A 23,986-nucleotide genomic window follows, 5' to 3' on the forward strand; every position below is an offset into this window, starting at 1 on the left:
GCGTCGCCATAATGCCGCACCGGTGCCTGCCACAGTGCCGCACCTGTGGCTTGCGCATCACCTCGTCAGCAAGGCGGGGAACACCGGACGCTTACTGGCCAGGAACGGAAACGGTCATGCCAGATGTAGCCGTGACGATATCGTCCCCACTTTGATAGTTGTCGAGGACGGCAAAAGGCGCTGGCTCATAATAGTCGCCACCGTCGCCATGTGAGCCTTTCGCGTTCAGCATATTGGCAGCGACGTTGCCAGCGATCTCGGCGGATTGGCTGTTGCGATCGAGCGTCAGCATCGAATCCCAGGTCGCGTTGCTGCCGGTCTGAACGGTATAAAGCCCATGGGCAGCAGCGGCCATCGGTATCGGTTGCCCGTCGGAGGTCCATGCCTGTCCGAGCTTCTGGTTATTGCTCACGGTCTGTCGCCCTTCCAGGTCGGTCGCACCGGCAGTGCCACCGATCAGGCTGGCGAGCATCACAGCGGCGGTCCCGGCGAGAAGGCCGCTGGCAAAGCGGGGATGGAGGTGGGGCATCATAGTCTCCTTCGTGATGTGGCCCGGAATTGGGCCGTTGGGGAATGGGAGGCGGAGGCGAAGGCGGTCGCGGCTCAGGGCAGCGATCCATCGGACTCGCGACGATCTGGGCTGACGGCGGCCATCCGGCCGGTAGCCGGGCGAGGTCGCAGCGCTGGCGGCCTCGATGCAAGGCACGCGTCGGGATCGGCTTTGAGCACGCTGCCGATCAGGCGCAGCGTCGCTTCTTCTAGCGTCGTGCGAATGCCGAGCTGGAGCGGCTCCTGGCCCTTGGCACCGATATTGATGTCGAAGAGGTTCGAGCCGAAGAAGCGGAAGGTCCCCGCCCCGGTCTCATAGCCGGTATATTGCTTGGTCAGGCTGACGGTCTTCACGACGATCAGGGAGCGTGTGTCGACGATGCGCAGATCGACGGCGACGGACTGGGTGAACACCCGTGCCTTCGGACCAATGCCGTTGATCGCGAACTCGGCGCCGCCCGAATGGATGTCGTAATTGACCTCGGTGATACCGCCGACGATGAAATAATCCGAGCCAATCAAGGACCCGCCAAAATACGGCAGCCACTTCACCGGCCCGCCCGGCTGACCGAGGACGCTATGCTGCTCACCGTCGCCGAGCTGGCGCTTGTCCATCCAGACGAGTTCGCGTTCGGCCACCGTCGGGTCGAAGCGTTCGGCAAGACGGATGCGGTCGCCGAGCTTGCCGAGTGCTGACGTGACCATCAACGCGCCGCCCTGCGTCACGGTGAGCAGCCCCCACCGGGTGGTCCGGGTTGATAGTTAGTGCATTGTCGTCTCCGCCGCCATTGCCGGTCGGAGGTGGAGCGAAGCGGAACCGGAGGCCGGCAATGGCGGTGTCGCCGCTTCCGGGGCGGGTGGTCGATAGCCGAGGCTGCTGTGCGGTCGGACAGTGTTGTAGTGACGCCGCCACGCCTCGATCAGCACCCTGGCTTCAGCGAGGGTGTAGAAAATCTCGCCGTTCAGCAGCTCATCCCGCAGCGAGCCGTTGAAGCTCTCGTTGTAGCCGTTCTCCCATGGCGAGCCCGGGGCGATGTAGAGCGTCTTCACGCCGATCTGCCTGAGCCAGGTCTGGACGGCGGCGGCGATGAACTCACTGCCATTGTCCGACCTGATATGCGCGGGCGGACCACGCTCGATGAACAACTCGGCCAGCGCTGCCAGTACGTCTTCGTGTTTGAGCTGGCGCGCGACGACGAGTGCCAGGCACTCCCTGCTCGCCTCGTCGATAATGGTAAGGATGCGGAACTTGCGTCCGTCATGGGTGCGTTCCTCGACGAAGTCGTAAGCCCAGACATGCCCCGGATACTCCGGCCGCAACCGGATGCACGAGCCATCGTTCAGCCATAACCGGCCGCGTTTCGGCTGGCGCTGCGGCACCTTCAGCCCCTCGCGTCGCCAGATCCGTTCCACCCGTTTATGGTTCACCGACCAACCCGCCGCGTGCAGCAGCGCCGTCACCCGGCGATAGCCGTAGCGCCCGTACTGCCTGGCAAGGGCGATGATATCCTCGGTGAGCGCCAGCTCGTCATCTGCCCCGAACGGCACCTTGCGCTGCGTCGACCGGTGCTGGCCGAGCACGCGGCACACCCGCCGCTCGGATACATCCAGCACCTCCCGGACCTGGTCGATGCAGCGCCGACGCCGTGCGGGGCTCAGAAGTTTCCCTTGGCTGCCTCCTGCAGGATGAGCTTGTCCAGCGTCAGATCCGAGATCGCCCGGCGCAGCCGCAGGTTCTCCTTTTCCAGATCCTTCATCCGCCGAGCCTGATCGGTCTTCAGGCCACCATATTCCTTGCGCCAGCGGTAGTAGGTCTGCTCGCTGACCGCGATGCGCCGACAGGCCTCGGCGGTCGTGCCGCCCTGACCCAGCATGATCTCAACCTCACGTAGCTTCCCGATAATCTCCTCGGGCTTGTGCTTCTTCGCAGGCATTCGTCGTCCCTTCCTTGGTCCAGACTGTAATAGTCGATGGACCACTCAGAAGGGGGCAGCTCAGCAGCCACCGTCACCTTCTGACCCACGCATAGTAGATGAGCAGCAGCGCGATTGTCCCCCAGGCAATTGCGGCGATCGTGTTGAGCTGCGGGGTATAGTTGATTCCAAACACGCTGAAGCGAATGCCCGCAACGGCCAACGCTCCGTGAGTGAGCAGCTGGTTGGCTGCAAAACCGGCAAAGAACTTGGCAATTTCCTTCGCGTTCATCGACAGTCTCCTTCAAAGCCGCCGCAGGTCATTCCTAGAACCTTGAAATCGATCATCGTCGCTCTCCCATGAGGTGAATACAGCTTATGTAGGGTTTGACATCATATTAGGGTCAAGGGGTGGTTGGCGCGATAATGTCCTGCATCTCCCAGAAACGGTCGATTGCGCGAGGGTCGCGCCGATCGCGGCCGAGATCGTGTAAACGCTCGCGCTAAATGGCGGCGTTCTGATCGCGCTATTTGTCAGTTGCCGGGTCCGATGACGAGGCAATCGCGCGCGGCCTGAACGATGTCAGCGGTGACCTCCTCGACGCGGTTGAGGGTCATGATCCGCCGCATCTGCGCGAACAGGCGCTCCATGAGCCGGAAGTTGCCGCGCGTGATGCGGATCACGGCTGCCTGCGCTTCGATCGCGTCGAGTTGGGCCGGGTCGAAGCTGATCCCGAAATCGCCGGCGTGGGTCGCGAGCAGCAGCCGCATTTCGGTCTCGGTAAGCGGTTTGAACTCGTGGACGAAGCCGATCCGCGAGTAGAGCTGGGCATAGCGGGCGAGGCGCTTCTCCAAGCCCGGCATACCCATCAGGATCAGCCCGAAGCCGTGGCGATCGGCCATGTCGCGGAGATGTTCGAGCGACTTTATGGTCAGGCGGTCGGCCTCGTCGACGATGACGAGGGGGCAGGCGATGCGGGCGGCGTCATGGGTGATTTCGTCCTGCGAGCCGCCCGCGACCGTCAGCCGGGCATAGCCCAGCTTAATGAGGTTGAGGCCCAACACCGCGTCGATCGTCTTGGGCGTGTTGCTGACCGACACGGTGTAGAAGACGGCGCGGCAGCGAGCGACCTTTTCGCCAAGGAGCGCGGCAATGGGACGGAGCGCGGCATATTCCCCCAGGTCGGGGAAGCTGGAAAACTCGCGCGCCGATCGCGTCTTTCCGACGCCCGGCCGGCCATGACACACGCCGATATAGCGGTAGTGCGCGCAGGCTTCGGCAAACTCGACGAACCGGGCATGTTCGCGGGTCGCCAGGAACGGCTGCTCGACCAGGAACTCAATCGTCAGCGGCGTAGAGCCGGAGCCCTCGGTAGGTGGTGGGCCGGGAAGCCGTATCCTCTTGGTCGCCATCGAAGGTCTCCGTGGGGGCAGGCACCTGCTTGTCGCGCTCCTTCGCGCCGCGCCGGGCGCGCTGGATCGCGCGCAACGACGGGTGCCCAGCGTGCTCGGAGCTGAGCGCACGGCAGACGAACCGGCCCTGGTGGTAGACGTGGATCTCGGTCAGGTCGCGGGGGTCATAGACCGCCTCGACCTGCTCGCCGACGAAGGCCGCGAGCGTGGGTTCGACATAGCGCCTGCCCATCAGACGGATGCCGTCGCGCAGCACTTTACGGGGCTTGGGCACGTGCACGAGCAGCATGTCGAGCTGTTCAAGGCTGTCGGGCATTGCGGGCAGGAACCCGCCCTTCTGCCAGCGCGTGATCGGCGGTTCGCCGGTGCTGCCATGCGGGCGACGATGATAGACGCCGCACACGAACGCCTCGAAGCGGGCGCGCAGCTCGTCGAGCGTGAGCACTGGCGCCGACAGCGGCTTGCCCGCGATCAGGTGGCCGGGCAGGTCGGGCAGGAACATGTCGTTGATGGTGCGGAACAGCCGCTCGATCTTGCCGCGCCCGCGAGGACGCCCCGGCAGCGAATGGATGAGGCGGATTTTGAGGGCGATGCACGCCTGCTCGATATGCTCGGAGATGAAATCCGAGCCGTTGTCGACGTAAAGCTGTTCGGGAATGCCGCTGACGATCCATTCGGGATTGGGCTTGCGCCAGATCGCCTGCCGCAAGGCGAGCGCCGTGTTGAGGGCACTGGGGGCATCGAGGCTGAGGAAGTAACCGGCGATGGCTCGGCTGTGATCGTCAACGATGACGGTCAGCCAAGGACGCACCGGGGTTCCGGCATCATCGAGCACGAGAATGTCGAGAACGGTATGATCGGCCTGCCACATCTCGTTCGAGGTCGCGGCTTCGCGCCGATGCACTAGCTCGTGCTGGTCGCGGTAGACGGCCGGATCGGAGGCTGCGGCGATCTGGCTTGCCGGTATCGCCCTGACGACACGCGCGACGGCCGCATAGCTGGGGGTTCGGTGTCCATGCGCGATGGCGAGTTCCTGCACCTTTCGGTGAATGGCGGCGACCGGGGGTCGCGGGCGCTTGGTGGCGAGAGTGCGGGTCAGTTCGACCAGATGTTCCGGCAGGTGCAGCCTGCCCCGATCGTTGCGCGGCAGACGCGCGAGACCGGCAAGTCCTTCGGCACGGTAGCGCCCGAGCCAGCGCTGCAACGTCCGCTCGCTCAGCGTGCCGGTGCGGGCGAGGTCCGCGAGCGGGATGCCATCGGCGAGGTGCGGTTCAAGGACGCGGTAGCGCTCGATCGCCAGCGGCGGGGCAAGCGCCGGATGCGTCACCGCCGACGGTCCGTGTCGCAGGTAAGGAAAACGGAGATTTGCCTGCCCATCGCCATGCGAGTCCGCTCGCGTTGCCAAACCGGCCTGTTCGACGTAAATCTACCCGGTAAAGAAAACTAGGGCAACATAGACCTGCCGATGACGACTTTCTTCCCAAACCGCGCCCGATCGGGGCGCCACCGGCCCTACGCATGAAAATCGGTTACGCCCGCGTATCGACCGCCGAGCAGAACCTGGACCTCCAGCGTGATGCGCTGAAGGCTGCCGGCTGCGAGAAGGTCATCACCGACAAGGCCTCCGGGGCGACTGCCGCTCGCCCTGGATTGGAAAAGGTGAAGGAGCTGCTTCGCGCCGGCGACACACTGGTGGTCTGGCGCCTCGACAGGCTCGGCCGCTCGCTCCGTGATCTGATCGGATGGATGACCTACCTCGACGAGGAAAAGGTCGGGCTGCTGAGCCTGCACGAGGCGATCGACACGACCACCACGTCGGGCAAGCTTACCTTCCACCTGTTCGGGGCATTGGCGGAGTTCGAGCGCAACCTGATCCGCGAGCGGACCCAGGCCGGTCTCACCGCAGCCCGCGCTCGCGGCAAGAAGGGTGGCCGGCCGGCCGCACTCGGCAAGGACAAGCGCGACCTGGCCGTCAGGCTCTACCACGAGAACACGATGCCGATCGCCAAGATTTGCTCGATGCTCGGCATCTCCAAGCCAACACTCTACGCCTATGTGCGATCGGCCGAGACCAAGCCGGTAGCCGCGTAGCGACGCTCGCCGACAAATAGCGCGATCAGAATGCCGCCACTTAGCGCGAGCGTTTACAAAGAGGGATCATGAGCGTCATAAGCGCTGTCGCTAAACTTAGAATATCTGCGACACCAACTAAGCGAATAAGCTACTAAGCGACAAACTACTTTTCGCCCTTTTAGGCTCCAGCAGCCATCGGTTTCCGAGGCCGCCCGCCCTTGCGGCCGTTCTCGCGTGAAGCGGCGATCTTGGCTGCGGTGCGTGACCGTCCTCCTTCGGCACCGAGCTGGCGGGCCATCCATCGCTTCGATCCGAACACGCCCTGCAGGAGCGCGGGCACGTAGAGGTCCGCGTCGAGCCTGGGCCAGTGCAGGCCGAGTCCGGCGGGGCTGATCTCGATTTCGGCCAGGCTGTCCGGCGAGGCATCCGCCAGCCCTTCCGCGAGTTGGGTCGGGAAGGTCAGTTCGACGCCGGTGTTGAGTGCCACGACCACCCGCGAACGCCGCCGGTCATAGCGCGCCGATACGGCATGACCAGCCTCGCGCTTCGCCGCCATGCGCTTCTCCGCCTTCGCCAGATCGCGCTCAGTAATCGCCATGTATCGTCCTCCATTCCGCGCACAGGGCGGCGATTGCGGCCGCCAGGGCATCGGCGATTTGGTTCAGGTCGGCCAGCCTGAACCCATAGCTCTCGCGCAGCTCCGGCGGTCCGCCGGGGCAATGCAGGTTGAACACCGCCTCCCCGTCTGCGCCCTTCACATGGACGTGCGCCGGCCGATGATCATTTGGCCAGATCACGACCCGCAGGCCGTTGATGCGCAGAACGGTAGGCATGGCCGATCCTAGCAGAAACCCAAGCGCTAGGGAATAGTTGCATGGCGGCGCGTCCCTGCGGGACCGCGCTCTATCTCCGCTTGCGCTCCGACCGAGCCGCCATACCGGCGTCTCGTCCCTGCCGGGTGGCGATCGGCTTCACCAGCAGGGGAGCAAAGGGCAAGGCGATCGGCGAGTGCTGGGACAACCGGCGCATCGGCGACGGCCACTTCGAGATATTCATCCGGCCTGACCTCGCCCACGCCCCCGACGCGATGCCGGCGCGGATCGCCGCGATCCTCGCGCACGAGCTGGTCCACGCGGCGGTCGGGATCGCGGCCGGACACGGAAGAGCGTTTAAACGGGTCTCAGTCGGGCTGGGGCTGGTCGGGCCAATGCGCGCCACCACCCCCGGGGACGCCTTCCTTTCCGCCATTGCACCGATCCTCGCTGCGGTCGGTCCCCTTCCCCATGCCAGACTCAATACAGGCAGCGCGACTACTCGGCCCAGGAAGCAGGCGGTGCGGATGCTGAAATGCGAGTGCTCGACGTGCGGCTATACCGTCAGGACCGCGCGCAAATGGCTGGAGACAGCGGGCGCGCCTTTGTGCCCGGTTGAGGGGCACGGCCCGATGCGCCACGATCCGGTCGGCGACGGAACTGAAGACGAACATGGCTAAGCGACTAAGACCCTTTACGACTAAGCGGCTAAGCTCCATAAGTCGCTTAGCCGCTTAGTAGGAGCAGCAGCTATGCAAGTATGGGCCGTCATCGCGCAAAAGGGCGGGCAATCCAAAACCACCCTCTCAACCGGATTCGCCGTCGAGGCGGCGCGGGAGGGGGCGTCGGTCGTTATCCTCGATGCCGACGATCGCCAAGGATCGGCGCTCTACTGGTCCGAACGCCGCGACGACGACGACGTGATGGTGAAGGACAGCAGCGTTGCCGGTCTGCCGCTCCACGTCTCGCGCGGGCGCAGCAGCGGCAAGATCGACCTCATCATCATCGACACGCCGGCGAACTCCAAGGACATTGCCATGCTCGCAGCCGAGCAGGCGGATTTCGTCATCATCCCTGTCGCGCCGCGAGGGCTGGACGTTCATTCGGTGTTGCAGACTGTCAAGCAGGTGCAGCAGGCAGGCACGCCGTTCGCCGTTATACTGACGCAGGTTCCGCATCAGGGCGGGGAGGGGCAGGAGGCCCATGCCGGCTTCGCAGCGAAGGGCGTGACGATGTTCGACAGCCGCCTCCACTTCCGCAAGGATTTCTACAAGGCCACGCCGCTCGGCAGAACGGCGGCCGAGACGGATCCGGACAGCAAGGCGGCGGCCGAGTTGCGCGCCGCCTATGACGAAGCTAAGCGACTAAGCGGCTTTACGACTAAGCAAGTAAGCGAGGTTGGATGATGGCGAAGAAAACTTCCGCGCTCGCCGGCATCTTCGATGACGAGCCCGAGGCACCGGCACCGGCACCGGCACCGGCTCTCGTTGCCGATGCAACTCCCGCGCCGCAGCCTGCCGTCCCGCGTCGGTCGCGGCGTGCGGCGGACACGTCGGCCCCGGCAGCACCTGCCCGGCGCAGCAGCCATCCCGGCAAGAAGCCGGTGCTGATCCACATTCCCGAAGACATGCACCGCACACTGCGCCAGCTCAGCGTCGAGGAGGGCGGGGAGCCCCTTACCGTTATCACCGAGCGGTTGCTGCGCCAGTATCTGGTCCAGCGGGGACACACCAGGTTTGCGCCGTGAGCAAGCGGCGTGATCCCAATCCCGAGTTCGACCTGTTCATTCCGGCGCTCGGTGATCTTCCGCTCAAGGACCAGCGGGAGGTCATGGAGCGCCCGTTCTTCTCGCTCCAGAAGCGCAAGCGACTGAAGCCGATCGAGTATCGCAGCCCGGATGGCGAGGCCTGGGTGCGCGTCCAGGCCATTCCCGACTACGGCATGGCCACAATCTGGGACGCCGATATCCTGATATGGGCCGCGTCCACGCTCAACCGCATGAAGCAGCAGGGGCTGAACGACCTGCCCCGCACGCTGACAACCACGCCCTACGACCTACTGCGGGCGATCAAGCGCAGCACAGGGGGCAGGGACTATCAGGAGCTGCAAGCTGCGCTCCTCCGGCTCCAGACGACTTCGATCACAACTTCGATCCGCGCGACGAAGCGCCGGCAGAAGGCTGGCTTCAACTGGCTCGACAGCTGGACCTTCGACACCGACGCCGAAACGGAGCAGCCGCGCGGCATGACGCTGACCCTCTCGGATTGGGTCTATGAGGGCATCGTCAACGAGAAGTCGCTGCTCACCATGCACCCCGACTATTTCCTGCTCTCCGGAGGGCTGGAGCGGGCGCTCTATCGTATCGCGCGAAAGCACGCCGGCACGCAGCGCGGTGGGTGGACTTGCCGGGTAGAAGTGCTTCGCGACAAGACCGGCAGCGATGCCCAGCCCAAGGAGTTCAACCGGATGCTTCGGCGGGTGATCGAGGCCGACCAGCTCCCCGACTATGCGATGGAGCTGACCGAGACGACGGACAAAAGCCCGGCCGTGTTGTTCAGGCTCCGCGGCGAGGCCGAGGCACTAGCGCTCGCCGAGAGAATGCGCGCTGAGGAGGAGCGGCGCGCCCGTTTCGACGCCGAGCGCAAGCGGGCCGAGGAAGTCGATGCACAGATGGACCGGCTTGCCGGCCGCCGCTGACTATCGGGGTATCACCCACCGCAAGCCCAACTATCGGGGTTTCACACACCGGCCAGCGATGCTGCCTGAACCCTGACATGCTTCGGGCGATGCCGGAGCCACCAGCCAGGCTGTGGATAACTGGCGCGGTAGGCCCCTTTTCGGCTCCAGAATCTCGGGGTTTCACCCACCTTGGCGTCGGGGTATCACCCACCGCACTATCGGGGTATCACACACCGAATCACGGGGTTTCACCCACCGGGCTGTCCGGCAAGCGGTTGATAAACAAAGCAAGATTCCGCTTCTTGAGCGGCTTAACTTGTTTAACGATTCCTATTTAACAGAATCTCTTAACGACAAGGCTCACCCAAAACCGTGGACCTGAGAAGGACAAGCGGAATTGGCCTACGGCCAATGCGCCTTCGATCCGTGCCGGCTAACACCGCCACCAGAGCGGCCTATCGGCCGCAGGGCTTCCGAAAGAAGCCAAGCGAAACCGGCGGTGTGTGCCTTCAGCGCTCCGCCAGCGGAGATGTGCAGTGAGGCGCTACCTCAAACCTCGCCTTCAATCTTCCCCGGCCGGTGTGTGCGATCACGCCGGATCGAACAGGTCGGCGAACTCGCGCTGGTCATAGTAGCGAACCTTGCCGGCCCAGAGCGGACGTTCGCCCTGGCGCAGCAGCAGGAGCGTGTCGGTCGGCATCCGCATGATTTCATCTGGCATGACGAGCCGCCGCGCCGTGACATGCGTGCTGACGCTTTCCGAGGGACCGGCGCGATTGTCACCCCAGCCCGTGCCGCGCGATGTGCTGAGGGTCGCATATTCCAATGTCGTGTCACCGATCGTGCGAGAGAGCATGTCGGCGGTGGCATGATCGTTGACCCCGAATGTCTGGATCACGCCGGCATTGGACAGGAAGGTGCCGGCGCGCTCGCCATAGAGGGCGCGCAGCTGGTGCATGTCCTGAAGGATCGGCCACAGCTGGAGCCCATAGCCGGCCATCAGCCCCATCGCGCGCTCCACCGGCTCCAGGCGGCCGAGCGCCGCGAACTCATCGAGCAGAAACAGCACGGGGCGTTCCGGCCGGGCAGGGGAGCGCGCCATGTCGGTCACAGCTTGGGCGATCAGCAGCCGCAACCAGCGCGCATAGGTATCGAGCCGGTCGGGCGGCAGGCACAGGAACACGGTGCCGGGCCGCTCCTTCAGGTCCGCGAACCGGAAATCGGACGCGGACGTGCTGTCCACGATGCGCGGGCTGTCGAGAAAGTGGGTGTGGCGCTGCGCCGAGGACAGCACGCCGGCGGCCTCGCGATCGGATTTGCCGAGCTGGCGATTGGCGGCGCGCGCGATCAGGCCATGCGCGCCGGTGCTGGCCTGCATGTCCGCCAGCAGTGCGGCGAGGCCGGCGGGATCGCGGGTGAGCTTGTCGCGCACGGTCGCCAGCGTGGCTTGGGACATGGGCTCGTGGATGACGGTGTGCAGGATCACGCCGGCGATCAGCGCCTTGGCTTCCTCGTTCCAATGCGCCTCGCCCGAGTGCCCCGGCGCGTCATGGACCAGCGCGTCAGCGATCGTTTGCGCATCTTCCGTGAGGTCCGGGCTGGCCGGGTCTAGCTGCGCCAGGGGGGTGTAACGGGCCGCAGGACGCCCGGAGACGCCGAAAGGGTCCAGGCACCATACAGCACCCTTCCTGGCCCGCGCACGGGCCGTGACGCGGGCATTCTCGCCCTTGGGGTCGATGCAGACCACGGAGCGGTCGAGCAGGAGCAGGTTGGGGATGATCGTGCCGACGCCCTTGCCGGAACGTGTGGGTGCTATCGTCAGCAGGTGCGCCGCGCCGTCATAGCGGAGCAGCTTGCCCGACTCCTTGGCGCGGCCGATCAGGAGATCCCCGTTCGCCTCCAGCTTGCACGTCGGCGCGGTCGCCGAAGCGGGCCGAGCCCAGCAGGTCGTTCCGGCGCTTGCCGGCGCAGCTGTTGATCCACCAGGTCGCGCCGATCAGGCCGACCAGGACGAGGAACGATACGGTGCCCGAAATCTGCCCGACGCCGAAGATGCCTTCCAGCCATCGCGCGGTCGCATAGGCCGTGACGAACGCAACGACGATCGCGAGCCGCCAGCCGATCGGCCGACGCCCGCCGATGAGCGGTCCCGGCATCAGCAGGCCTGTTCCAGGGGCGTGATCGCCAGCGCCGGATCGGCGTCGGGATGGCCCAGCAGCCTGAGCAGGATTTGCGTGGCCAGGGGAGGGGGCACCGCCTCGTCGCGCAGCATGTCGAACAGCGCCTCGTCATCCGCGCTCAGCGCCATGTCCTCGATGGCGAGGTTGGCGCGGGATTCGGCATCGGCTTCGCGCCATTCCGCCACATCAGCGGGTGTGCCGCGCTCGAACTCCAGCGTGCGAATTTCCGAGCGGATCGCCTCAATATCCAGGGCCGCCATCGCCTTTCTCCATCGCTTCGCTTTCCGCGTCGAACGCACGTTTACCGCGCCGCCACCAGAGCGCGAGCGTGTCGCCGGCATCGTCCCCGCGAGCGCGGCCGACCAGCTCCAGCAGCGCGCCGTAGATCGTCGCGCGATCGTCGTCGGCGAGTTCGACCAGGCCGGCTTTCTGGACGAGGCCGCCCAGCTCGATCAGGTGGCGGGTGCGTTCGCGGCGTTGCACGACCCAGCCCCGCGTATCGCTACGACGGCGCGCCGCTTCCAGACGCTGGATCAGCGCCCGGTTGCGCATTCCCGCCGTCGCTGTTGCAGCCAGCAGTCCGGCTACCTTTGCGCCCGCGCCGCTGAAAGAAGGCGGCGCCCTTCGCGCGCCACGCCTCCTTCGCTTCCGCATCCTTCGACGCAACGGCATCGAGCAGCACGCCGGCGAGCGTTTCCATGTCGAGCTCGTCGGCGCCGGTGGTGGTGACGAGCTGGCCGAGCTGTTCGATGCGACGCGCCTTGATCACCTTGGCGCGGCTCTCCAGCGCCTTCAGCTCCGTGTCATAGTCACGCACCTTACGCATGGTGCTCTCTCCTTCCGCGTCAGGTTCACCGCAGCCTAGCAAACAGTAGCGAGCAGGCAACCCATAACGGAAACGCACGGCAGTCAATCAGCAGGAGCGGAGCAGATGATGAGTGCGCGCTTATACGTCGTTGCCGACGTGCGCTTAGAAGTGCAATAAGCGAAGTATCATGGCGATCTACCATTTCTCCGCCAAGGTCGTGAGCCGCGCGAACGGATCGAGCGCCGTCGCGAGCGCCGCCTATCGTTCGGCGTCCGAACTGCATGACGACCGGCTGAATCGTAATCACGACTTCAGCAACAAGGCGGGCGTTATCCACTCCGAGGTGATGTTGCCCGAGGGCGCGCCGGAGCGTTTAAACGACCGCTCGACCTTGTGGAACGAGGTGGAGGCAGGCGAGAAGCGCAAGGATGCACAGCTTGCCCGCGAGGTTGAGTTCTCGATTCCACGCGAGATGAGCGAGAAGCAGGGCGTCCAGCTCGCCAGGGACTTCGTAAAGCAGCAGTTTGTCGATCGCGGTATGGTCGCGGACCTGAATGTGCATTGGGACAAGGCAAAGGACGGCACGCCCAAGCCGCACGCGCATGTCATGCTGGCGATGCGCGACGTGGGGCCGGAGGGGTTTGGGAAGAAGAACCGCGACTGGAACTCGACCGAGCTGTTGAAGGACTGGCGTGAAGCGTGGAGCGCGCACGTCAACGAGCGCATGGCGGAGCTGGGACTTGAGGGCCGGATCGATCATCGCTCCTATGAGGCGCAGGGGATCGCGTTGGAGCCGCAGCACAAGATCGGCCCGGCCGCGTCGCGCAGGCCGGAGCAGGGGCTTGAGGCCGAGCGGATCGAAGATCACGCTCGCATCGCGCGGGAGAACGGCGAGAAGATCATCGCCAATCCTAATGTCGCGCTGGACGCGATCACGCGGCAGCAGGCCACGTTCACGACGCGCGACCTTGCGACGTTCGCGTTCCGGCACAGCGACGGCAAGGAGCAGTTCGACCAGGTGATGGGGGCGGTGCGGGGATCGCCCGAGCTGGTCGCATTGGGGAAGGACGGTCGCGACCAGGAGCGGTTCACGTCGCGCGACATGATCGCGGTGGAGGCCCGCCTTGAGCGCGCGGGCGACGAGCTGGCGGGCCGCGCCGGGCATGGTGTCGCCGATCGGCACCGTGACGCCGCGATCGGCGCGGCGAGCGCCAAGGGGCTTGTCCTGTCTGGCGAGCAGCGCGACGCCTTCGACCATGTGACCGGCAGCGCCGGGCTGGCGTCGGTCGTCGGCTATGCCGGCAGCGGCAAATCCGCCATGCTGGGCGTCGCGCGCGAGGCATGGGAGCGAGAGGGCTACACGGTTCGCGGCGCGGCACTGTCGGGCATCGCGGCCGAGAATCTTGAGGGCGGGTCCGGTATCCGGTCTCGCACCATCGCCAGCCTCGAACACGCATGGGGGCAGGGGCGCGAGCAGCTAGGCCCGAAGGACGTGCTGGTCGTGGACGAGGCCGGCATGATCGGTTCGCGCCAGATGGAGCGGGTGCTGTCCCAGGCCCGCGACGCCGGGGCCAAGGTCGTCATGGTAGGCGACCCCGAGCAGTTGCAGGCCATCGAGGCGGGGGCGGCGTTCCGCAGCGTGACCGAGCGCCACGGCGCGGCCGAGATCACCGAGATCAGGCGGCAGCGTGAGGACTGGCAGCGTGACGCCACGCGCGCGCTGGCGACGGGACGTACCGGCGAGGCCATCCATGCCTATGACGAGCGCGGCATGGTCCGCGCGGCCGATACCCGCGAGCAGGCGCGGGGCGAGCTGGTGGACGGCTGGGATCGCGCGCGTCAGGCCGAGCCGGGCAAGAGCCGGATCATCCTCACCCACACCAACGCCGAGGTGCAGAGCCTCAATGGTGAGGCGCGCGACCGGTTGCGCGCGAGCGGCGACCTTGGCGACGACGTGACGGTGAAGGCTGAGCGCGGCGACCGGCAGTTCGCGACCGGCGACCGCATCATGTTTCTTCGCAACGAGCGGGGCATGGGGGTCAAGAACGGCACGCTCGCGACGATCGAGCGGGTATCGCCCGAGGGTATGGCCGTGAAGCTGGACGATGGCCGTCAGGTCGGGTTCGACACCAAGGATTACGCCGATGTCGATCACGGCTATGCGGCGACGTTCCATAAATCGCAGGGCGTGACGGTCGATCGCGCCCATGTACTCGCCACCCCCGGCATGGACCGGCACAGCGCCTATGTCGGCATGTCGCGGCATCGTGACGAAGTGCAGTTCCACTACGGTCGCGACGACTTCGCCGATCAGCGCCAGCTCGTCCGCGCCCTGTCGCGTGATCGGGGCAAGGACATGGCGGGCGACTATGCCCGGCCCGAGCAGGACCAGGCCCGCGCGTTCGCCGATCGGCGCGAGATCCGGTTCCCGGAACGCGCGCGCCAAGTGGCCGAGAAGGTCCGCGACAAGGCGCGGGGCATGTTCGACGGCTTCCGGCCGAAGCCGGCAACCGAGAAGGCGATGTCGCCGGAGCGTGTCGCGGCCGATCGACCGCTAGCACCCTCGCAGGCCCGCGCGATCGAACGCTATGGGCGCGCCACGGCCGATATAGGCCGGATGCGGGACAAGGGTTTGCCGGTGCTGGCGCACCAGGAACAGGCGCTGGCGAAGGCAGGCGACGCGCTCGACCAGGTTCGGCCCCATGCCGCACGTGACCTCGCATCGGCACTGGCGCGCGATCCGAGGCTGATCGAGCAGGCCGCCGGGGGCAACACCAGCGGCGCGGCGAAGGCGATGGAGACGGAGCGCCAGGTCCGCATCGACCCGGAGAAGCGCGCGGGCCGGTTCGTGGAGCAGTGGCAGGGCTTGAAGGAGGCGCGGGCCAGCATGGAGCGCGCCGGCGACCGTGCGGGTGCGGAGAAGCTGGGCAAACGCATGGAGGGCATCGCGGGCGGGCTGCACCGCGACCCGCAGCTCGAATCCGCGTTGCGCGCCCGCGCCCCCGAGCTGGAACTGAAAATGGAGCGCGGCCGGTCGATCGCAAACGAACTGGCGCAGTCGGTCAGCATTGGGCGTGACCGCGACCGTGGCATGAGCCGGTAGGTGACGATGGATACTTCGACAGGCTCAGCACAGGCTGATATTCAGGAAGGCGGCGATCCGGCGGAGGCGTTCGACCGGTTGCGCGCGGTGATCGAAGGCCAGGACCGCGAGCTGGCGTTGCTACGCCGTGCCGTGGAGGGCTTGGCGGCCGAGCGGGCGCATATCGATGTTCCCGACTATTCCGAGACGCTGGGGCGGATGCAGCAGGGCGTGGACGCCACGGCCGACCGGATCGCGGTTATCAACGACGTGATCGCGCGGAGCCCGGCGCTGGCGATGACGCCCGAGCAGATCACGCAGCGTATCGCCGCGGCCGGAAGCGCGGCCAGGCGCGAGGACCAGGCGGCGCTCACCACGGCCCGCAAGGGCATGGATGACGCAACCCGCGAGCTGCATGGCTATGTCGTATCAGCACGGCGCGGTGACGAGCAGAACCGTTGGCTGGCGTTCGCCGCAATCAGCGGGGTGGTGCTCGGCATCATGCTATGGGCGGTGTTCGGCGGCGCGCTCGCGCGCGCCACCCCGGATAGCTGGCGGTGGCCCGAGAGCATGGCGGCGCGCACCCTTGGGGGGACGGCATGGGAGGGCGCGCGCCGGCTGGCGACGGCGAACGGGTCTGACACCTGGAACGCGATGGTAGCGGGCGCGGTGATCGGCCAGGGCAACGAGGCCGCGCTTGAGCGGTGCCAGCGCGCGGCGAACAAGGCGGGCGAGCCCGCGCGATGCACGATCAGGATTAAGCCGGACGGGCGGGGGACGGGAGAATAACAGGCGGCGGGTTGCCCCGCCGCCCGCCAGCTCAGTAATTGTAGCTGGACCCGTAATAACCATAGACCTCGCGGCCATAGTCGCGATCGAACGTCGGCTCGTTGCCGGAGCTGTAGCGTGGCGCGCCTTCAAGCTGTTCCTTGGTCAGATTGACGACATACCCGCCCTGATCGGTATCGTAGGTGAGCTGATCCCAGGGGAGCGGATGATAGTCGTTGCCCATTCCGAGGAAGCCGCCAAACGACATGACGGCATACTCGACCTTGCCGGCACGCTTATCGACCATGAAGTTGTAGACTGAGCCGAGCTTGTTGCCTTGGCGGTCGTAAACGGCGGTGCCCTCGACCTTGTTGGAGGCAATGAGGCGATCGGTTTCGTCGTTTGCTACGTTGTTGTCAGCCATATGAAGTCTCCTTGCCTAGGGTGAACGAAGGAGCCTGCCCCCGTATCCGGCTAGCGGCGGCGGCTGCCCCGTTCCCGGCACGCTCTGTCGGCCTTGTGCGGTTGTGACGAAAGCGAAGCGCCCACCTCGATGGCAGGCCGAGAACGAGAGCAGCTTCGAGCTGGCGGTCACCCAGGAGCAGCTTGCCGTCACGCTCGGCCTCACGTCCGCCCACGTCAACGTTGCCGCCACCAGGCAAGGCGTTCCGATCACCGTGGGTCAGGTTGCGGAGGTGAGGTGCGCCAGCATAGACCCTCGTAGATGATCCGGGGAGACGTCATTCGCGTCGCGCAGGAGGAGTGCGTGAAACATCCGAGCGATGTAAACGGTGCGCGCGCGCCCATGCAAGGTAAATGCGAATCATTCGCAACAAAACCGCCCCCTTCCCCGAAACGCTCAGGCCGTCGATACGTTGAATTGACGCTCACCGACAAGGTTGACCTGCCGATGCCCCAAATCCCGCGGACCGGAAGTTTCGACAGCACCCTCGCACTGCTGCGGGAAGGCTATGATTTCATCTCGAACCGCTGTGCGCGCTACGGTTCCAACGCATTTGAGACCCGGTTGATGCTCCGTCGAGTCACCTGCGTCACGGGTGAAGAAGCTGCCCGGATGTTCTACGAGCCGGGCCGCTTCACCAGGCGCGGCGCGATACCGCAGCCGACGCTGCGACTGCTCCAGGACGTCGGCAGCGTCGCCACTCTCGACGGGGAGAAGCACAGGCATCGCAAGGCGATGTTCCTGTCGCTGATGACCCCGACCTCGGTTCGGCAAATCGGTGAGATATTCATCAATGAGTGGCAGAGGCGTCTTCCCCAATGGGAGGCCAAAGAGCGCATCGTCCTTTTCCAAGAGATCCAGCCGATCCTGTGCAGCGCGGTGGCGCGATGGGCCGGGACACCGCTGCGCGGCAAGGAACTGGAGGCGCGTACGCGCGAGTTCGCGGCGATGATCGACGGGGCCGGCTCGGCCGGTCCGCGGCAGTGGCGGGGCGCGTGGCTGCGTCGGAGGACCGAACGGTGGGGGCGGCGCGTCATTGACGAAATCCGGAGCGGCGCGCGGGCCGTTCCCGACGAAAGTCCCGCCGCCGTGATCGCGCGGCACAGGGATCTTTCTGGCCATCCACTGAGCACCAGCGACGCCGCCGTCGAACTGATCAACCTGCTTCGGCCGACGTTCGCGGTCGACCGGTTCATCGTCTTCGCAGCGCTGGCGCTCGTCGAGCATCCCGATGCGCGCGCGTTCGTCACCGGCGGCGAGAACGAACGGCTCGAAGCCTTTGCCCAGGAGGTCCGCCGATACTATCCCTTCTTCCCCGTGGTAGGCGGGCGAGCGCTCGAGCCGTTCGGGTGGCGAGGTCGCGGGTTTCGCAAGGGCGATTGGGTCCTGCTGGACCTGTACGGCACCAATCACGACGAGCGCATCTGGGAGGATCCGAACAGCTTCCGGCCGAAGCGCTTCCTTGAGTGGGACAATAATCCCTACAGCTTCATTCCGCAGGGCGGCGGAGACGTGCGCTCCAACCATCGCTGCCCCGGCGAGCCCATCACGGTCGAGATCATCAAGCGCGCGATCGACATGCTCGCCAACCGCCTGGACTATGACCTGCCGCCGCAGGACCTGTCGGTCAGCCGATCGAGGATGCCTGCGGTTCCCAAGAGCCGCCTAGTCATAACCAACGTGCGGCCGCGCAATTGAGTTGTTAAGGCAACTCTGGAGGTGCCTCCGTACGCGCGCCGACGGTCGAAAACGGTTCGAAAAGGAGCAGCGATGAACAGGGAAATGACCGCGCCAGAAACAAAGGCACAGTCGGAGCAACCAGCGATCTTTCGCAAGTTCCTGTTCTGGCTCGCGGTCGCAACCGCTGCGACCGTGCCGGCGCTGGTACTGCGGTATACCGGCGCGCGGCCGGACCCGGTGATCGATGCCGCGATCTTCGGGGTGGCGATTCTGGCCGCCGGTTTCATGCTCTCCTGGGGAGCCGAGTCGGCCGAAGGGCAGATTTCGTCGGGACTCATTCTCGCGGCCGTGGCTTTGATCACGGTTCTCCCCGAATATGCGGTCGACCTCTATTATGCGTGGCGGGCCGGCCAGGACCCGGGATCCAACTATGTCCATTACGCCGCCGCGAACATGACCGGGGCCAACCGGCTGCTCGTCGGGATCGGCTGGCCGCTCCTGGTATTGCTCAACTGGATTCGCACCCGCGATCGCGCGATCGGCCTCGCTCCCGTGAACGGCACCGAGATCGCGTTCCTGCTCCTCCCGACGATTTACGCATTCGTGATCCTGCTGCGCGACCGAATCTCGATTTTCGACGCGGCGGTGCTGATCGCGATGTTCGGGCTTTATGTCTGGCGGGTGAGCCGACTGCCCGAGGTCGAGGATCAGGACGAAGACGACGAGCCGGGTTTGGCCGCTGCGATCGAACAGCTTCCAGCGGGGCGCCAATGGGCATTGATGGGGGCCCTCACGGTCGTTGCCGCGACGGTAATCTTCCTCTCCGCCGAGCCCTTCGCCGAGGCGATGGTGGATTCGGGGCGGGTGCTCGGAATCGACGAGTTCCTTCTGATCCAGTGGCTGGCTCCTCTGGCGAGCGAAGCACCGGCGGTCACCGTCGCAGTCCTGTTCGTGCTATCAATGCGTCCGGCGGCAGGGCTGACGATGATGATCTCGGACAAGATCAACCAATGGACTCTGCTCGTGGGCATGCTGCCGTTGGCGATGAGCGTGGGGGCCGGCGCGCTAACCGCGCTTCCACTCGATTCCCGCCAGCATGAGGAATTCTTCCTGACCGCCGCGCAGTCCCTGTTCGGGATCGCCCTGCTGCTCCGGCTGAGGCTCGGCCTTGCCGGTGCTGCTTCGCTCGCATTGCTGTTCACTGTCCAGGTCACGCTGGCCTTCACCTTTCGCGACGACCAGGCGAGGACTATCCAGACGCTGACCTGGCTCGCCTGGGCCTATATCGTCCTTGCCGCCCTGATCGTCGCCGTGAACCTCGACCGGCTGAAGCTGCTCAAGACTGGCTTCTTCGGTAAACGCCGCTCGCCGATTCCGCGGCGGCTGCAATGATCCCGGCGCCTCCGAAGCAATTTCCACCGTTCGCGCTGGGCGACCCGGCCGGAGCGGTCGCCGCGCGACTGCATGAACTCAGCGAACGACAGGAGCGCTCGCCCGTCGGGCTTCGATCGCCGGACTGGAGCGATCCGGCGCTCCGACGCTTTCTCGGCGACAAGCTGGTCGCGCTCGAGCGCGATAAATGCCGCCTCTGCTATCTGCTGTGCCGCTCCAGCCGGGCGACACGCATCGTCGAGGTCGGCACCTCATTCGGAGTCTCGACCATCTATCTCGCGGCGGCGGCCAGGGACAATGCTGAAGGTCGAACCAATGAGGCGCTGGTGATCGCGACCGAGATCGACCCGGCCAAGGCTGCGGCGGCGCGCGCCAATCTCGAGCAGGTGGGGCTGGAGCGCTTTGCGGAGGTTCGCGACGGCGATTTCAGGCAGACGCTACGCGGACTGGCCGGACCGGTCGATTTCGTCCTGCTCGACATCTGGGCACCTCTCGCCGGGCCGGCGATCGAACTCCTTGCGCCTCACCTGCTCTTGGGCGCGATCGTCGCCTGCGACAACGTTCGCGACTGCGGCGCGAGTACCGCGACTATCTCGTTTTTGTCGATGATCCAGCAAACGGCTTTGAATCCCTCGTTATCCCGACGCAGGGCGGCTTCGGTTTGTCGATGCGGCGCTGAGCTCTGCCGACGCTCGGCCGCACCACGAGTGAACCGAACCTGCCTTGATCGGTTGCCCTTATCACAGGTTCTTGCTGCGCGATGCGGCTCCACGCAGGAGGTTTGATGGCCGACAGTTTCGACATTCTCGTAATCGGTGGCGGAACCGGGGGCTATCCGGCGGCGATCCGGGCGGCACAGCTCGGAATGACCGTTGCCTGCATCGAACGGAGGGACGCGCTGGGCGGCACCTGCCTCAATGTCGGCTGCATTCCTTCAAAGGCGCTGCTCCATTCGTCTGAGCTGTTCGCGGAGGTGCAGCAGGGCATGGAAGAACATGGGATCGGGATCGGCGGAGTGGCGATGAACGTCCCGCAGTTCATTGCCCGCAAGGATGAGGTCGTCGCCGGGCTTACCAAAGGCGTCGAGCACCTCTTCAAGAAAAACAAGGTCGAATGGGTGAAGGGCAGCGCGCGCTTCGAGGCGCCCGACCGCTTGCGGGTCGAACTCAACGATGGCGGGAGCCGCACGCTCACCGCCACCAAGGGCGTGATCATCGCCACCGGCTCCGAAAGCTCCTCGCTGAAAAATGTCGAAGTCGACGAGAAACGCATCATCACCTCGACCGGCGCCCTTTGCCTGTGCGAAGTTCCGCGTCACCTGGTGGTCATCGGGGCCGGCTATATCGGCCTCGAGCTGGGCTCGGTCTGGCGTCGGCTCGGTTCGGAGGTTACGGTGATCGAGTTCCTCGACGGCATCGTGCCGACGATGGATCGCGAGATTGCCCGCCATTTCCACAAGGAGCTGGAACGCCAGGGCCTGAAGTTCCGATTCAACACCAAAGTCACCGAGGCGCGGCAGCATGACGGCTCGGTCACTCTCGCGTTCGAGCCGGCTGCTGGCGGTGCCGCCGAAACGCTCGAGGCGGACGTCGTGCTTGTTGCAGTGGGGCGGCGACCTTACACGCATGGCCTCAGCCTCGATCTCATCGGCCTGAAGCTCGACGAGAAGGGCCGCATCCCGGTCACCGAAGGCTTCAGGACGAACGTGCCCGGCGTCTATGCGGTCGGCGACGTCATTCCAGGACCGATGCTCGCGCACAAGACGACGCTCGACGGCGTTACTTGCGTGGAGGGGATCGCCGGACGTTATGCCGGTGTCGATTACAACACGGTTCCGGAGGTCATTTACACGGCGCCCGCGGTCGCGTCGGTGGGCCAGACCGAGGAAGAGCTCAAGGCTGCCGGCGTCGACTACAAGGTCGGAAAATTCCCCTTCACCGCTGTCAGCCGGGCACGGTGCAACGGCGACACGCGCGGGCTGACCAAGATCCTCACGGAGGCGGGTACGAACCGGATCCTCGGCGTGCACATCTTCGGCGCCGACGCCGATCTTATGATCCCCGAGGCCGTGCTGGCGATGGAGTTCGGCGCGACGACCGAGGACATCGCGCTCACCGTCCACGCGCACCCGACGCTGCCCGAAGTGATCAAGGAAGCGGCGCTGGTCGAGCTCGGCCGCGCGATGCACATCTGAGGTCTTCCGAGGGACGAACCGCATAGCCTGCCCCTGAACCGATCAGCCTTGGACCGATGGACCGGGCGGGTCTTCGATCAGACCCGCCGTTTCTTCGGGGCAGGCTCCGCAGAGCCTGTTCGCGGGCACCGCGACGTCGATCTTCTTCGGGTAGGGCAGATCGAGGTTAGCCATGATCGCGACAAACTCATCAAAGGTCTTGCCGCCGCCGAGCCGCGGGTTACGATCCCGTTCCTGCTCGACCGTGCTGACATGCCGCTGCTGATAGTCATGGGCCGGGAAAACGAGCGTGTCGCCGGGGAGCGTGAAGATCTTTTCATGGATCGATCGGTACAGCGTCTTCGCGTCGCCATTCTGGAAATCGGTGCGCCCGCAGCCGTCGATGAGCAGTGCGTCACCGGTGAAAGCGCGGAGACTGCCTGGCAGTTCGACAAGGTAGCTGTGGTGCGCGTCGGTGTGGCCTGGGGTGAATCGGGGCTGGATGACGAGGCTGCCGACTTTGAGCGGATTGATCTCGCTCACGCCGACGTCGGCGCAGGGTAGGCCGTCCATCTCCGGATAGGCTACCTTGCATCCCGTGAGGCTGCGCAGCCAGCACGCAGAGGTGATGTGGTCGGCGTGAATGTGGGTCTCAAGCGAATAGGCAAGCGTGAGACCGAGTTCGTGCAACGCGGCGAGGTCACGCTCCATGGTCTCAATCACGGGGTCGAGAAGCACCGCTTGGCGAGTGTCTGGGCACCCGAGCAGATACGTGTAGGTGGACGACTCCGACTCGAAGAGTTGACGAAAGATCATTCGATCGGACCTCTCGCCTACATGCCATCTTGAAACAGGCCGGCGATCATGTCGAAGACCACCCAGGCGAACGCACCATAAGTCGGCAGCAGGGTCGTCACGATGCCGAACGCCCTGCCGGGCGCACCGCGAGGATAGCCGCGCCGGAAGGTGATCCGCCCGATCGCAAACAGCGCGACCATCCCCACGATGTAGGCGAGCGGGGCTTTGCCCTCAATGGTGGCGAGCGCGAGGATGGCAAATGACGCCAGCATCGCCTGCTCGAGCGTGTTCTGTAGGAAGGCCAGCGGAACCCTGAGCTGCTCGCTCGGCGGACCCTAGGCCGATCCGGCGTTGTCTCGCGGGGTTTTCCGGCGGAGCCTGGCAATCGTGCCGACTCCGATCAGGACCCAGAGTACGACAAACAGGCTCGCCCGGGCGGCGAAGGCGAGCCGATCGGCCATCTCCGTCGGGAATTCGAACTGTCGCGGTAGCCACCATACGGCCGCTCCGAGAACCAACGCGCAGAGCAGGAACGACCACGCCGCCTGCCGGCGGACGCCCGCCATCGCGACGGAGAGGTCTTTCGGTATCGGGGCCTTGTTCATCGCGGTTCTCCTTAGTTGCGCGATTGCCTTTCGGCGGCTGCCCTGCGCTGTTCGCGGCCGGCAAACAGAAGCGAAAACAGGCCCAGGACAATGAACACGTCGGCAAAGTTGAATGCCGGCCAGTGCCAGTCGTTCAAGTGAACATCGATGAAATCCCGAACTGCGCCGAAGCGCAGGCGGTCAACCACGTTCGCGAGCGCCCCGCCGATCGCCATGCCGAGTGCAATCTTTTCGAACGTGGACTCGGTCTTGACCAGGAACACCACAAGGACGGCCGACAGGGCCAGTCCAACCGCAACGAGAATCGTGGGATTAGCGAACGCCGCTACTCCGAACGCGACGCCGGTATTCCACCCCGACGTCATCGTCAGAAAAGACGTGATCTCCAAGGGCCCATTCTGCTCAACATAGGCATGCGCCAGCGGCTTGGTGGTCTGATCGACCCCGAGCGCAGCGACAGCCACGAGCAGGGCCGCGAGATGAGGCCGTGTCTGGCGATTCGGGCGTTTCGAACTGCCGCTATTCAGCACTTGGTCCTCCATCTTGTGGCATTCTCACGCGAACAGCGGCTCTTTGCAGGCTCAAGCGCTGCCGGCCA

The 23,986-nt window shown here is 65.4% G+C and carries 28 protein-coding genes and 1 pseudogene; 11 read left to right on the forward strand and 18 right to left on the reverse strand.

Going from position 1 to position 23,986, the window contains the following annotated elements:
* Positions 1-91: 91 nt before the first annotated feature.
* From GGQ89_RS17310 to GGQ89_RS17335, 6 genes are all read right to left on the reverse strand, one after another.
* A complete protein-coding gene (locus tag GGQ89_RS17310) occupies positions 92-472 on the reverse strand; it encodes a hypothetical protein (RefSeq protein WP_221239013.1) in 381 nt (126 codons plus the stop codon).
* Between the two features lie 131 nt (positions 473-603).
* Positions 604-1,275 (reverse strand): CsgG/HfaB family protein, encoded by a 672-nt coding sequence (locus GGQ89_RS17315; protein WP_338112259.1) that lies wholly within the window; start codon positions 1,273-1,275, stop codon positions 604-606.
* 36 nt (positions 1,276-1,311) lie between these two features.
* Positions 1,312-2,483 (reverse strand): IS3 family transposase gene (locus tag GGQ89_RS17320; protein WP_113667990.1). Its coding sequence is split into 2 segments (ribosomal slippage): positions 1,312-2,219 and positions 2,219-2,483, totalling 1,173 coding nucleotides; the frame shifts between segments, so codons are not numbered across the junction.
* A 73-nt stretch (positions 2,484-2,556) separates the two neighbouring features.
* Positions 2,557-2,754: a hypothetical protein gene (locus GGQ89_RS17325; protein WP_007406342.1), complete on the reverse strand. Its 198-nt coding sequence runs from the start codon at positions 2,752-2,754 to the stop codon at positions 2,557-2,559.
* 242 nt (positions 2,755-2,996) lie between these two features.
* Positions 2,997-3,875 carry an AAA family ATPase gene (locus tag GGQ89_RS17330; protein ID WP_009824028.1) on the reverse strand — a complete coding sequence of 293 codons (879 nt, stop codon included), beginning with the start codon at positions 3,873-3,875 and terminating at the stop codon, positions 2,997-2,999.
* Positions 3,802-5,202, reverse strand: coding sequence for a Mu transposase C-terminal domain-containing protein (locus GGQ89_RS17335; protein WP_126053407.1), 1,401 nt, complete (start codon positions 5,200-5,202; stop codon positions 3,802-3,804). The genes GGQ89_RS17330 and GGQ89_RS17335 overlap by 74 nt, the downstream gene beginning before the upstream one ends.
* A gap of 191 nt (positions 5,203-5,393) precedes the next feature.
* Between GGQ89_RS17335 and GGQ89_RS17340 the strand changes: the two genes are divergently transcribed.
* A complete protein-coding gene (locus GGQ89_RS17340) occupies positions 5,394-5,966 on the forward strand; it encodes a recombinase family protein (RefSeq protein WP_007407197.1) in 573 nt (190 codons plus the stop codon).
* Positions 5,967-6,126: 160 nt separating this feature from the next.
* On the opposite strand, the gene GGQ89_RS17345 is transcribed toward GGQ89_RS17340, so the two are convergent.
* Together GGQ89_RS17345 and GGQ89_RS17350 are read right to left on the reverse strand one after the other, a co-directional pair.
* Positions 6,127-6,546 carry a DUF2442 domain-containing protein gene (locus tag GGQ89_RS17345; protein ID WP_093068405.1) on the reverse strand — a complete coding sequence of 140 codons (420 nt, stop codon included), beginning with the start codon at positions 6,544-6,546 and terminating at the stop codon, positions 6,127-6,129.
* A complete protein-coding gene (locus GGQ89_RS17350) occupies positions 6,533-6,781 on the reverse strand; it encodes a DUF4160 domain-containing protein (RefSeq protein WP_061939913.1) in 249 nt (82 codons plus the stop codon). The genes GGQ89_RS17345 and GGQ89_RS17350 overlap by 14 nt, the downstream gene beginning before the upstream one ends.
* Positions 6,782-6,903: 122 nt before the next feature.
* On the opposite strand from GGQ89_RS17350, the pseudogene GGQ89_RS17355 reads away from it, so the two are divergent.
* The 4 genes and pseudogenes from GGQ89_RS17355 to GGQ89_RS17370 form a co-directional block, all read left to right on the forward strand.
* Positions 6,904-7,440 (forward strand): annotated as a pseudogene (locus GGQ89_RS17355) (transcription elongation protein SprT); the annotation flags it as partial.
* A 72-nt stretch (positions 7,441-7,512) separates the two neighbouring features.
* Positions 7,513-8,166, forward strand: a complete 654-nt coding sequence (locus GGQ89_RS17360) for a ParA family protein (RefSeq protein ID WP_093068411.1) — start codon at positions 7,513-7,515, stop codon at positions 8,164-8,166.
* Positions 8,166-8,507, forward strand: a complete 342-nt coding sequence (locus tag GGQ89_RS17365; protein ID WP_184106605.1) for a hypothetical protein — start codon at positions 8,166-8,168, stop codon at positions 8,505-8,507. The genes GGQ89_RS17360 and GGQ89_RS17365 overlap by 1 nt, the downstream gene beginning before the upstream one ends.
* Entirely contained in the window at positions 8,504-9,457 is a 954-nt protein-coding gene (locus tag GGQ89_RS17370; protein ID WP_024021610.1) for a replication initiator protein A, read from the forward strand. Before GGQ89_RS17365 ends, GGQ89_RS17370 begins: the two co-directional genes overlap by 4 nt.
* A gap of 571 nt (positions 9,458-10,028) precedes the next feature.
* Here GGQ89_RS17370 and GGQ89_RS17375 read toward each other — a convergent pair.
* The 5 genes from GGQ89_RS17375 to GGQ89_RS17395 are packed head-to-tail and all read right to left on the reverse strand — an operon-like array spanning position 10,029 to position 12,445.
* Positions 10,029-11,291 carry a type IV secretory system conjugative DNA transfer family protein gene (locus GGQ89_RS17375; RefSeq protein WP_184106620.1) on the reverse strand — a complete coding sequence of 421 codons (1,263 nt, stop codon included), beginning with the start codon at positions 11,289-11,291 and terminating at the stop codon, positions 10,029-10,031.
* Complete coding sequence (locus GGQ89_RS20360) at positions 11,278-11,595, reverse strand: hypothetical protein (protein WP_184106606.1); 318 nt, start codon at positions 11,593-11,595, stop codon at positions 11,278-11,280. Before GGQ89_RS20360 ends, GGQ89_RS17375 begins: the two co-directional genes overlap by 14 nt.
* Complete coding sequence (locus tag GGQ89_RS17385) at positions 11,595-11,879, reverse strand: hypothetical protein (protein ID WP_184106607.1); 285 nt, start codon at positions 11,877-11,879, stop codon at positions 11,595-11,597. The genes GGQ89_RS20360 and GGQ89_RS17385 overlap by 1 nt, the downstream gene beginning before the upstream one ends.
* A complete protein-coding gene (locus GGQ89_RS17390) occupies positions 11,860-12,102 on the reverse strand; it encodes a conjugal transfer protein TraD (protein WP_093068337.1) in 243 nt (80 codons plus the stop codon). The genes GGQ89_RS17385 and GGQ89_RS17390 overlap by 20 nt, the downstream gene beginning before the upstream one ends.
* A gap of 19 nt (positions 12,103-12,121) precedes the next feature.
* Positions 12,122-12,445 (reverse strand): conjugal transfer protein TraD, encoded by a 324-nt coding sequence (locus GGQ89_RS17395; protein ID WP_184106608.1) that lies wholly within the window; start codon positions 12,443-12,445, stop codon positions 12,122-12,124.
* Positions 12,446-12,614: 169 nt separating this feature from the next.
* Here GGQ89_RS17395 and traA point away from each other — a divergent pair, with 169 nt between their 5' ends.
* Positions 12,615-15,530, forward strand: coding sequence for a Ti-type conjugative transfer relaxase TraA (gene traA, locus GGQ89_RS17400; protein ID WP_184106609.1), 2,916 nt, complete (start codon positions 12,615-12,617; stop codon positions 15,528-15,530).
* A gap of 6 nt (positions 15,531-15,536) precedes the next feature.
* Positions 15,537-16,298 (forward strand): DUF6118 family protein, encoded by a 762-nt coding sequence (locus tag GGQ89_RS17405; RefSeq protein ID WP_184106610.1) that lies wholly within the window; start codon positions 15,537-15,539, stop codon positions 16,296-16,298.
* 31 nt (positions 16,299-16,329) lie between these two features.
* Here the strand turns inward: GGQ89_RS17405 and GGQ89_RS17410 are convergent, their stop codons facing one another.
* Entirely contained in the window at positions 16,330-16,701 is a 372-nt protein-coding gene (locus tag GGQ89_RS17410; protein ID WP_184106611.1) for a PRC-barrel domain-containing protein, read from the reverse strand.
* Positions 16,702-17,157: 456 nt separating this feature from the next.
* On the opposite strand from GGQ89_RS17410, the gene GGQ89_RS17415 reads away from it, so the two are divergent.
* The 4 genes from GGQ89_RS17415 (at position 17,158) to lpdA (ending at position 22,006) form a co-directional block, all read left to right on the forward strand.
* Positions 17,158-18,438 (forward strand): cytochrome P450, encoded by a 1,281-nt coding sequence (locus GGQ89_RS17415; RefSeq protein ID WP_221239015.1) that lies wholly within the window; start codon positions 17,158-17,160, stop codon positions 18,436-18,438.
* Positions 18,439-18,510: 72 nt separating this feature from the next.
* Positions 18,511-19,812: a sodium/calcium exchanger protein gene (locus tag GGQ89_RS17420; protein ID WP_007406322.1), complete on the forward strand. Its 1,302-nt coding sequence runs from the start codon at positions 18,511-18,513 to the stop codon at positions 19,810-19,812.
* Positions 19,809-20,597, forward strand: a complete 789-nt coding sequence (locus GGQ89_RS17425; RefSeq protein ID WP_007406316.1) for an O-methyltransferase — start codon at positions 19,809-19,811, stop codon at positions 20,595-20,597. The genes GGQ89_RS17420 and GGQ89_RS17425 overlap by 4 nt, the downstream gene beginning before the upstream one ends.
* Positions 20,597-22,006, forward strand: coding sequence for a dihydrolipoyl dehydrogenase (lpdA, locus tag GGQ89_RS17430; RefSeq protein ID WP_037569557.1), 1,410 nt, complete (start codon positions 20,597-20,599; stop codon positions 22,004-22,006). Before GGQ89_RS17425 ends, lpdA begins: the two co-directional genes overlap by 1 nt.
* A gap of 42 nt (positions 22,007-22,048) precedes the next feature.
* On the opposite strand, the gene GGQ89_RS17435 is transcribed toward lpdA, so the two are convergent.
* The 4 genes from GGQ89_RS17435 to lspA are packed head-to-tail and all read right to left on the reverse strand — an operon-like array spanning position 22,049 to position 23,918.
* A complete protein-coding gene (locus tag GGQ89_RS17435) occupies positions 22,049-22,801 on the reverse strand; it encodes an MBL fold metallo-hydrolase (protein WP_037569559.1) in 753 nt (250 codons plus the stop codon).
* A gap of 17 nt (positions 22,802-22,818) precedes the next feature.
* On the reverse strand, positions 22,819-23,088 hold the full coding sequence (locus tag GGQ89_RS19870; protein ID WP_272941409.1) for an MAPEG family protein: 270 nt from the start codon (positions 23,086-23,088) through the stop codon (positions 22,819-22,821).
* A gap of 30 nt (positions 23,089-23,118) precedes the next feature.
* Positions 23,119-23,388: a hypothetical protein gene (locus tag GGQ89_RS19875; RefSeq protein ID WP_007406301.1), complete on the reverse strand. Its 270-nt coding sequence runs from the start codon at positions 23,386-23,388 to the stop codon at positions 23,119-23,121.
* An 11-nt stretch (positions 23,389-23,399) separates the two neighbouring features.
* A complete protein-coding gene (gene lspA, locus GGQ89_RS17445; RefSeq protein ID WP_202795900.1) occupies positions 23,400-23,918 on the reverse strand; it encodes a signal peptidase II in 519 nt (172 codons plus the stop codon).
* Positions 23,919-23,986: the final 68 nt, after the last annotated feature.

Origin of the sequence: Sphingomonas yabuuchiae, from assembly GCF_014199595.1 — a bacterium.
Lineage (GTDB): Bacteria > Pseudomonadota > Alphaproteobacteria > Sphingomonadales > Sphingomonadaceae > Sphingomonas > Sphingomonas yabuuchiae.

Coding starts and splice junctions, on each gene's coding strand:
- GGQ89_RS17325 (WP_007406342.1), bottom strand. CDS start 2,754: ATGAACGCGAAGGAAATTGCCAAGTTCTTTGCCGGTTTTGCAGCCAAC.
- GGQ89_RS17340 (WP_007407197.1), top strand. CDS start 5,394: ATGAAAATCGGTTACGCCCGCGTATCGACCGCCGAGCAGAACCTGGAC.
- GGQ89_RS17395 (WP_184106608.1), bottom strand. CDS start 12,445: ATGCGTAAGGTGCGTGACTATGACACGGAGCTGAAGGCGCTGGAGAGC.
- GGQ89_RS17345 (WP_093068405.1), bottom strand. CDS start 6,546: ATGGCGATTACTGAGCGCGATCTGGCGAAGGCGGAGAAGCGCATGGCG.
- GGQ89_RS17425 (WP_007406316.1), top strand. CDS start 19,809: ATGATCCCGGCGCCTCCGAAGCAATTTCCACCGTTCGCGCTGGGCGAC.
- GGQ89_RS20360 (WP_184106606.1), bottom strand. CDS start 11,595: ATGCCGGGACCGCTCATCGGCGGGCGTCGGCCGATCGGCTGGCGGCTC.
- GGQ89_RS17420 (WP_007406322.1), top strand. CDS start 18,511: ATGAACAGGGAAATGACCGCGCCAGAAACAAAGGCACAGTCGGAGCAA.
- GGQ89_RS17435 (WP_037569559.1), bottom strand. CDS start 22,801: ATGATCTTTCGTCAACTCTTCGAGTCGGAGTCGTCCACCTACACGTAT.
- GGQ89_RS17310 (WP_221239013.1), bottom strand. CDS start 472: ATGCTCGCCAGCCTGATCGGTGGCACTGCCGGTGCGACCGACCTGGAA.
- GGQ89_RS17385 (WP_184106607.1), bottom strand. CDS start 11,879: ATGGCGGCCCTGGATATTGAGGCGATCCGCTCGGAAATTCGCACGCTG.
- GGQ89_RS17360 (WP_093068411.1), top strand. CDS start 7,513: ATGCAAGTATGGGCCGTCATCGCGCAAAAGGGCGGGCAATCCAAAACC.
- GGQ89_RS17410 (WP_184106611.1), bottom strand. CDS start 16,701: ATGGCTGACAACAACGTAGCAAACGACGAAACCGATCGCCTCATTGCC.
- GGQ89_RS17405 (WP_184106610.1), top strand. CDS start 15,537: ATGGATACTTCGACAGGCTCAGCACAGGCTGATATTCAGGAAGGCGGC.
- GGQ89_RS17350 (WP_061939913.1), bottom strand. CDS start 6,781: ATGCCTACCGTTCTGCGCATCAACGGCCTGCGGGTCGTGATCTGGCCA.
- GGQ89_RS19875 (WP_007406301.1), bottom strand. CDS start 23,388: ATGAACAAGGCCCCGATACCGAAAGACCTCTCCGTCGCGATGGCGGGC.
- lpdA (WP_037569557.1), top strand. CDS start 20,597: ATGGCCGACAGTTTCGACATTCTCGTAATCGGTGGCGGAACCGGGGGC.
- traA (WP_184106609.1), top strand. CDS start 12,615: ATGGCGATCTACCATTTCTCCGCCAAGGTCGTGAGCCGCGCGAACGGA.
- GGQ89_RS17365 (WP_184106605.1), top strand. CDS start 8,166: ATGGCGAAGAAAACTTCCGCGCTCGCCGGCATCTTCGATGACGAGCCC.
- GGQ89_RS17330 (WP_009824028.1), bottom strand. CDS start 3,875: ATGGCGACCAAGAGGATACGGCTTCCCGGCCCACCACCTACCGAGGGC.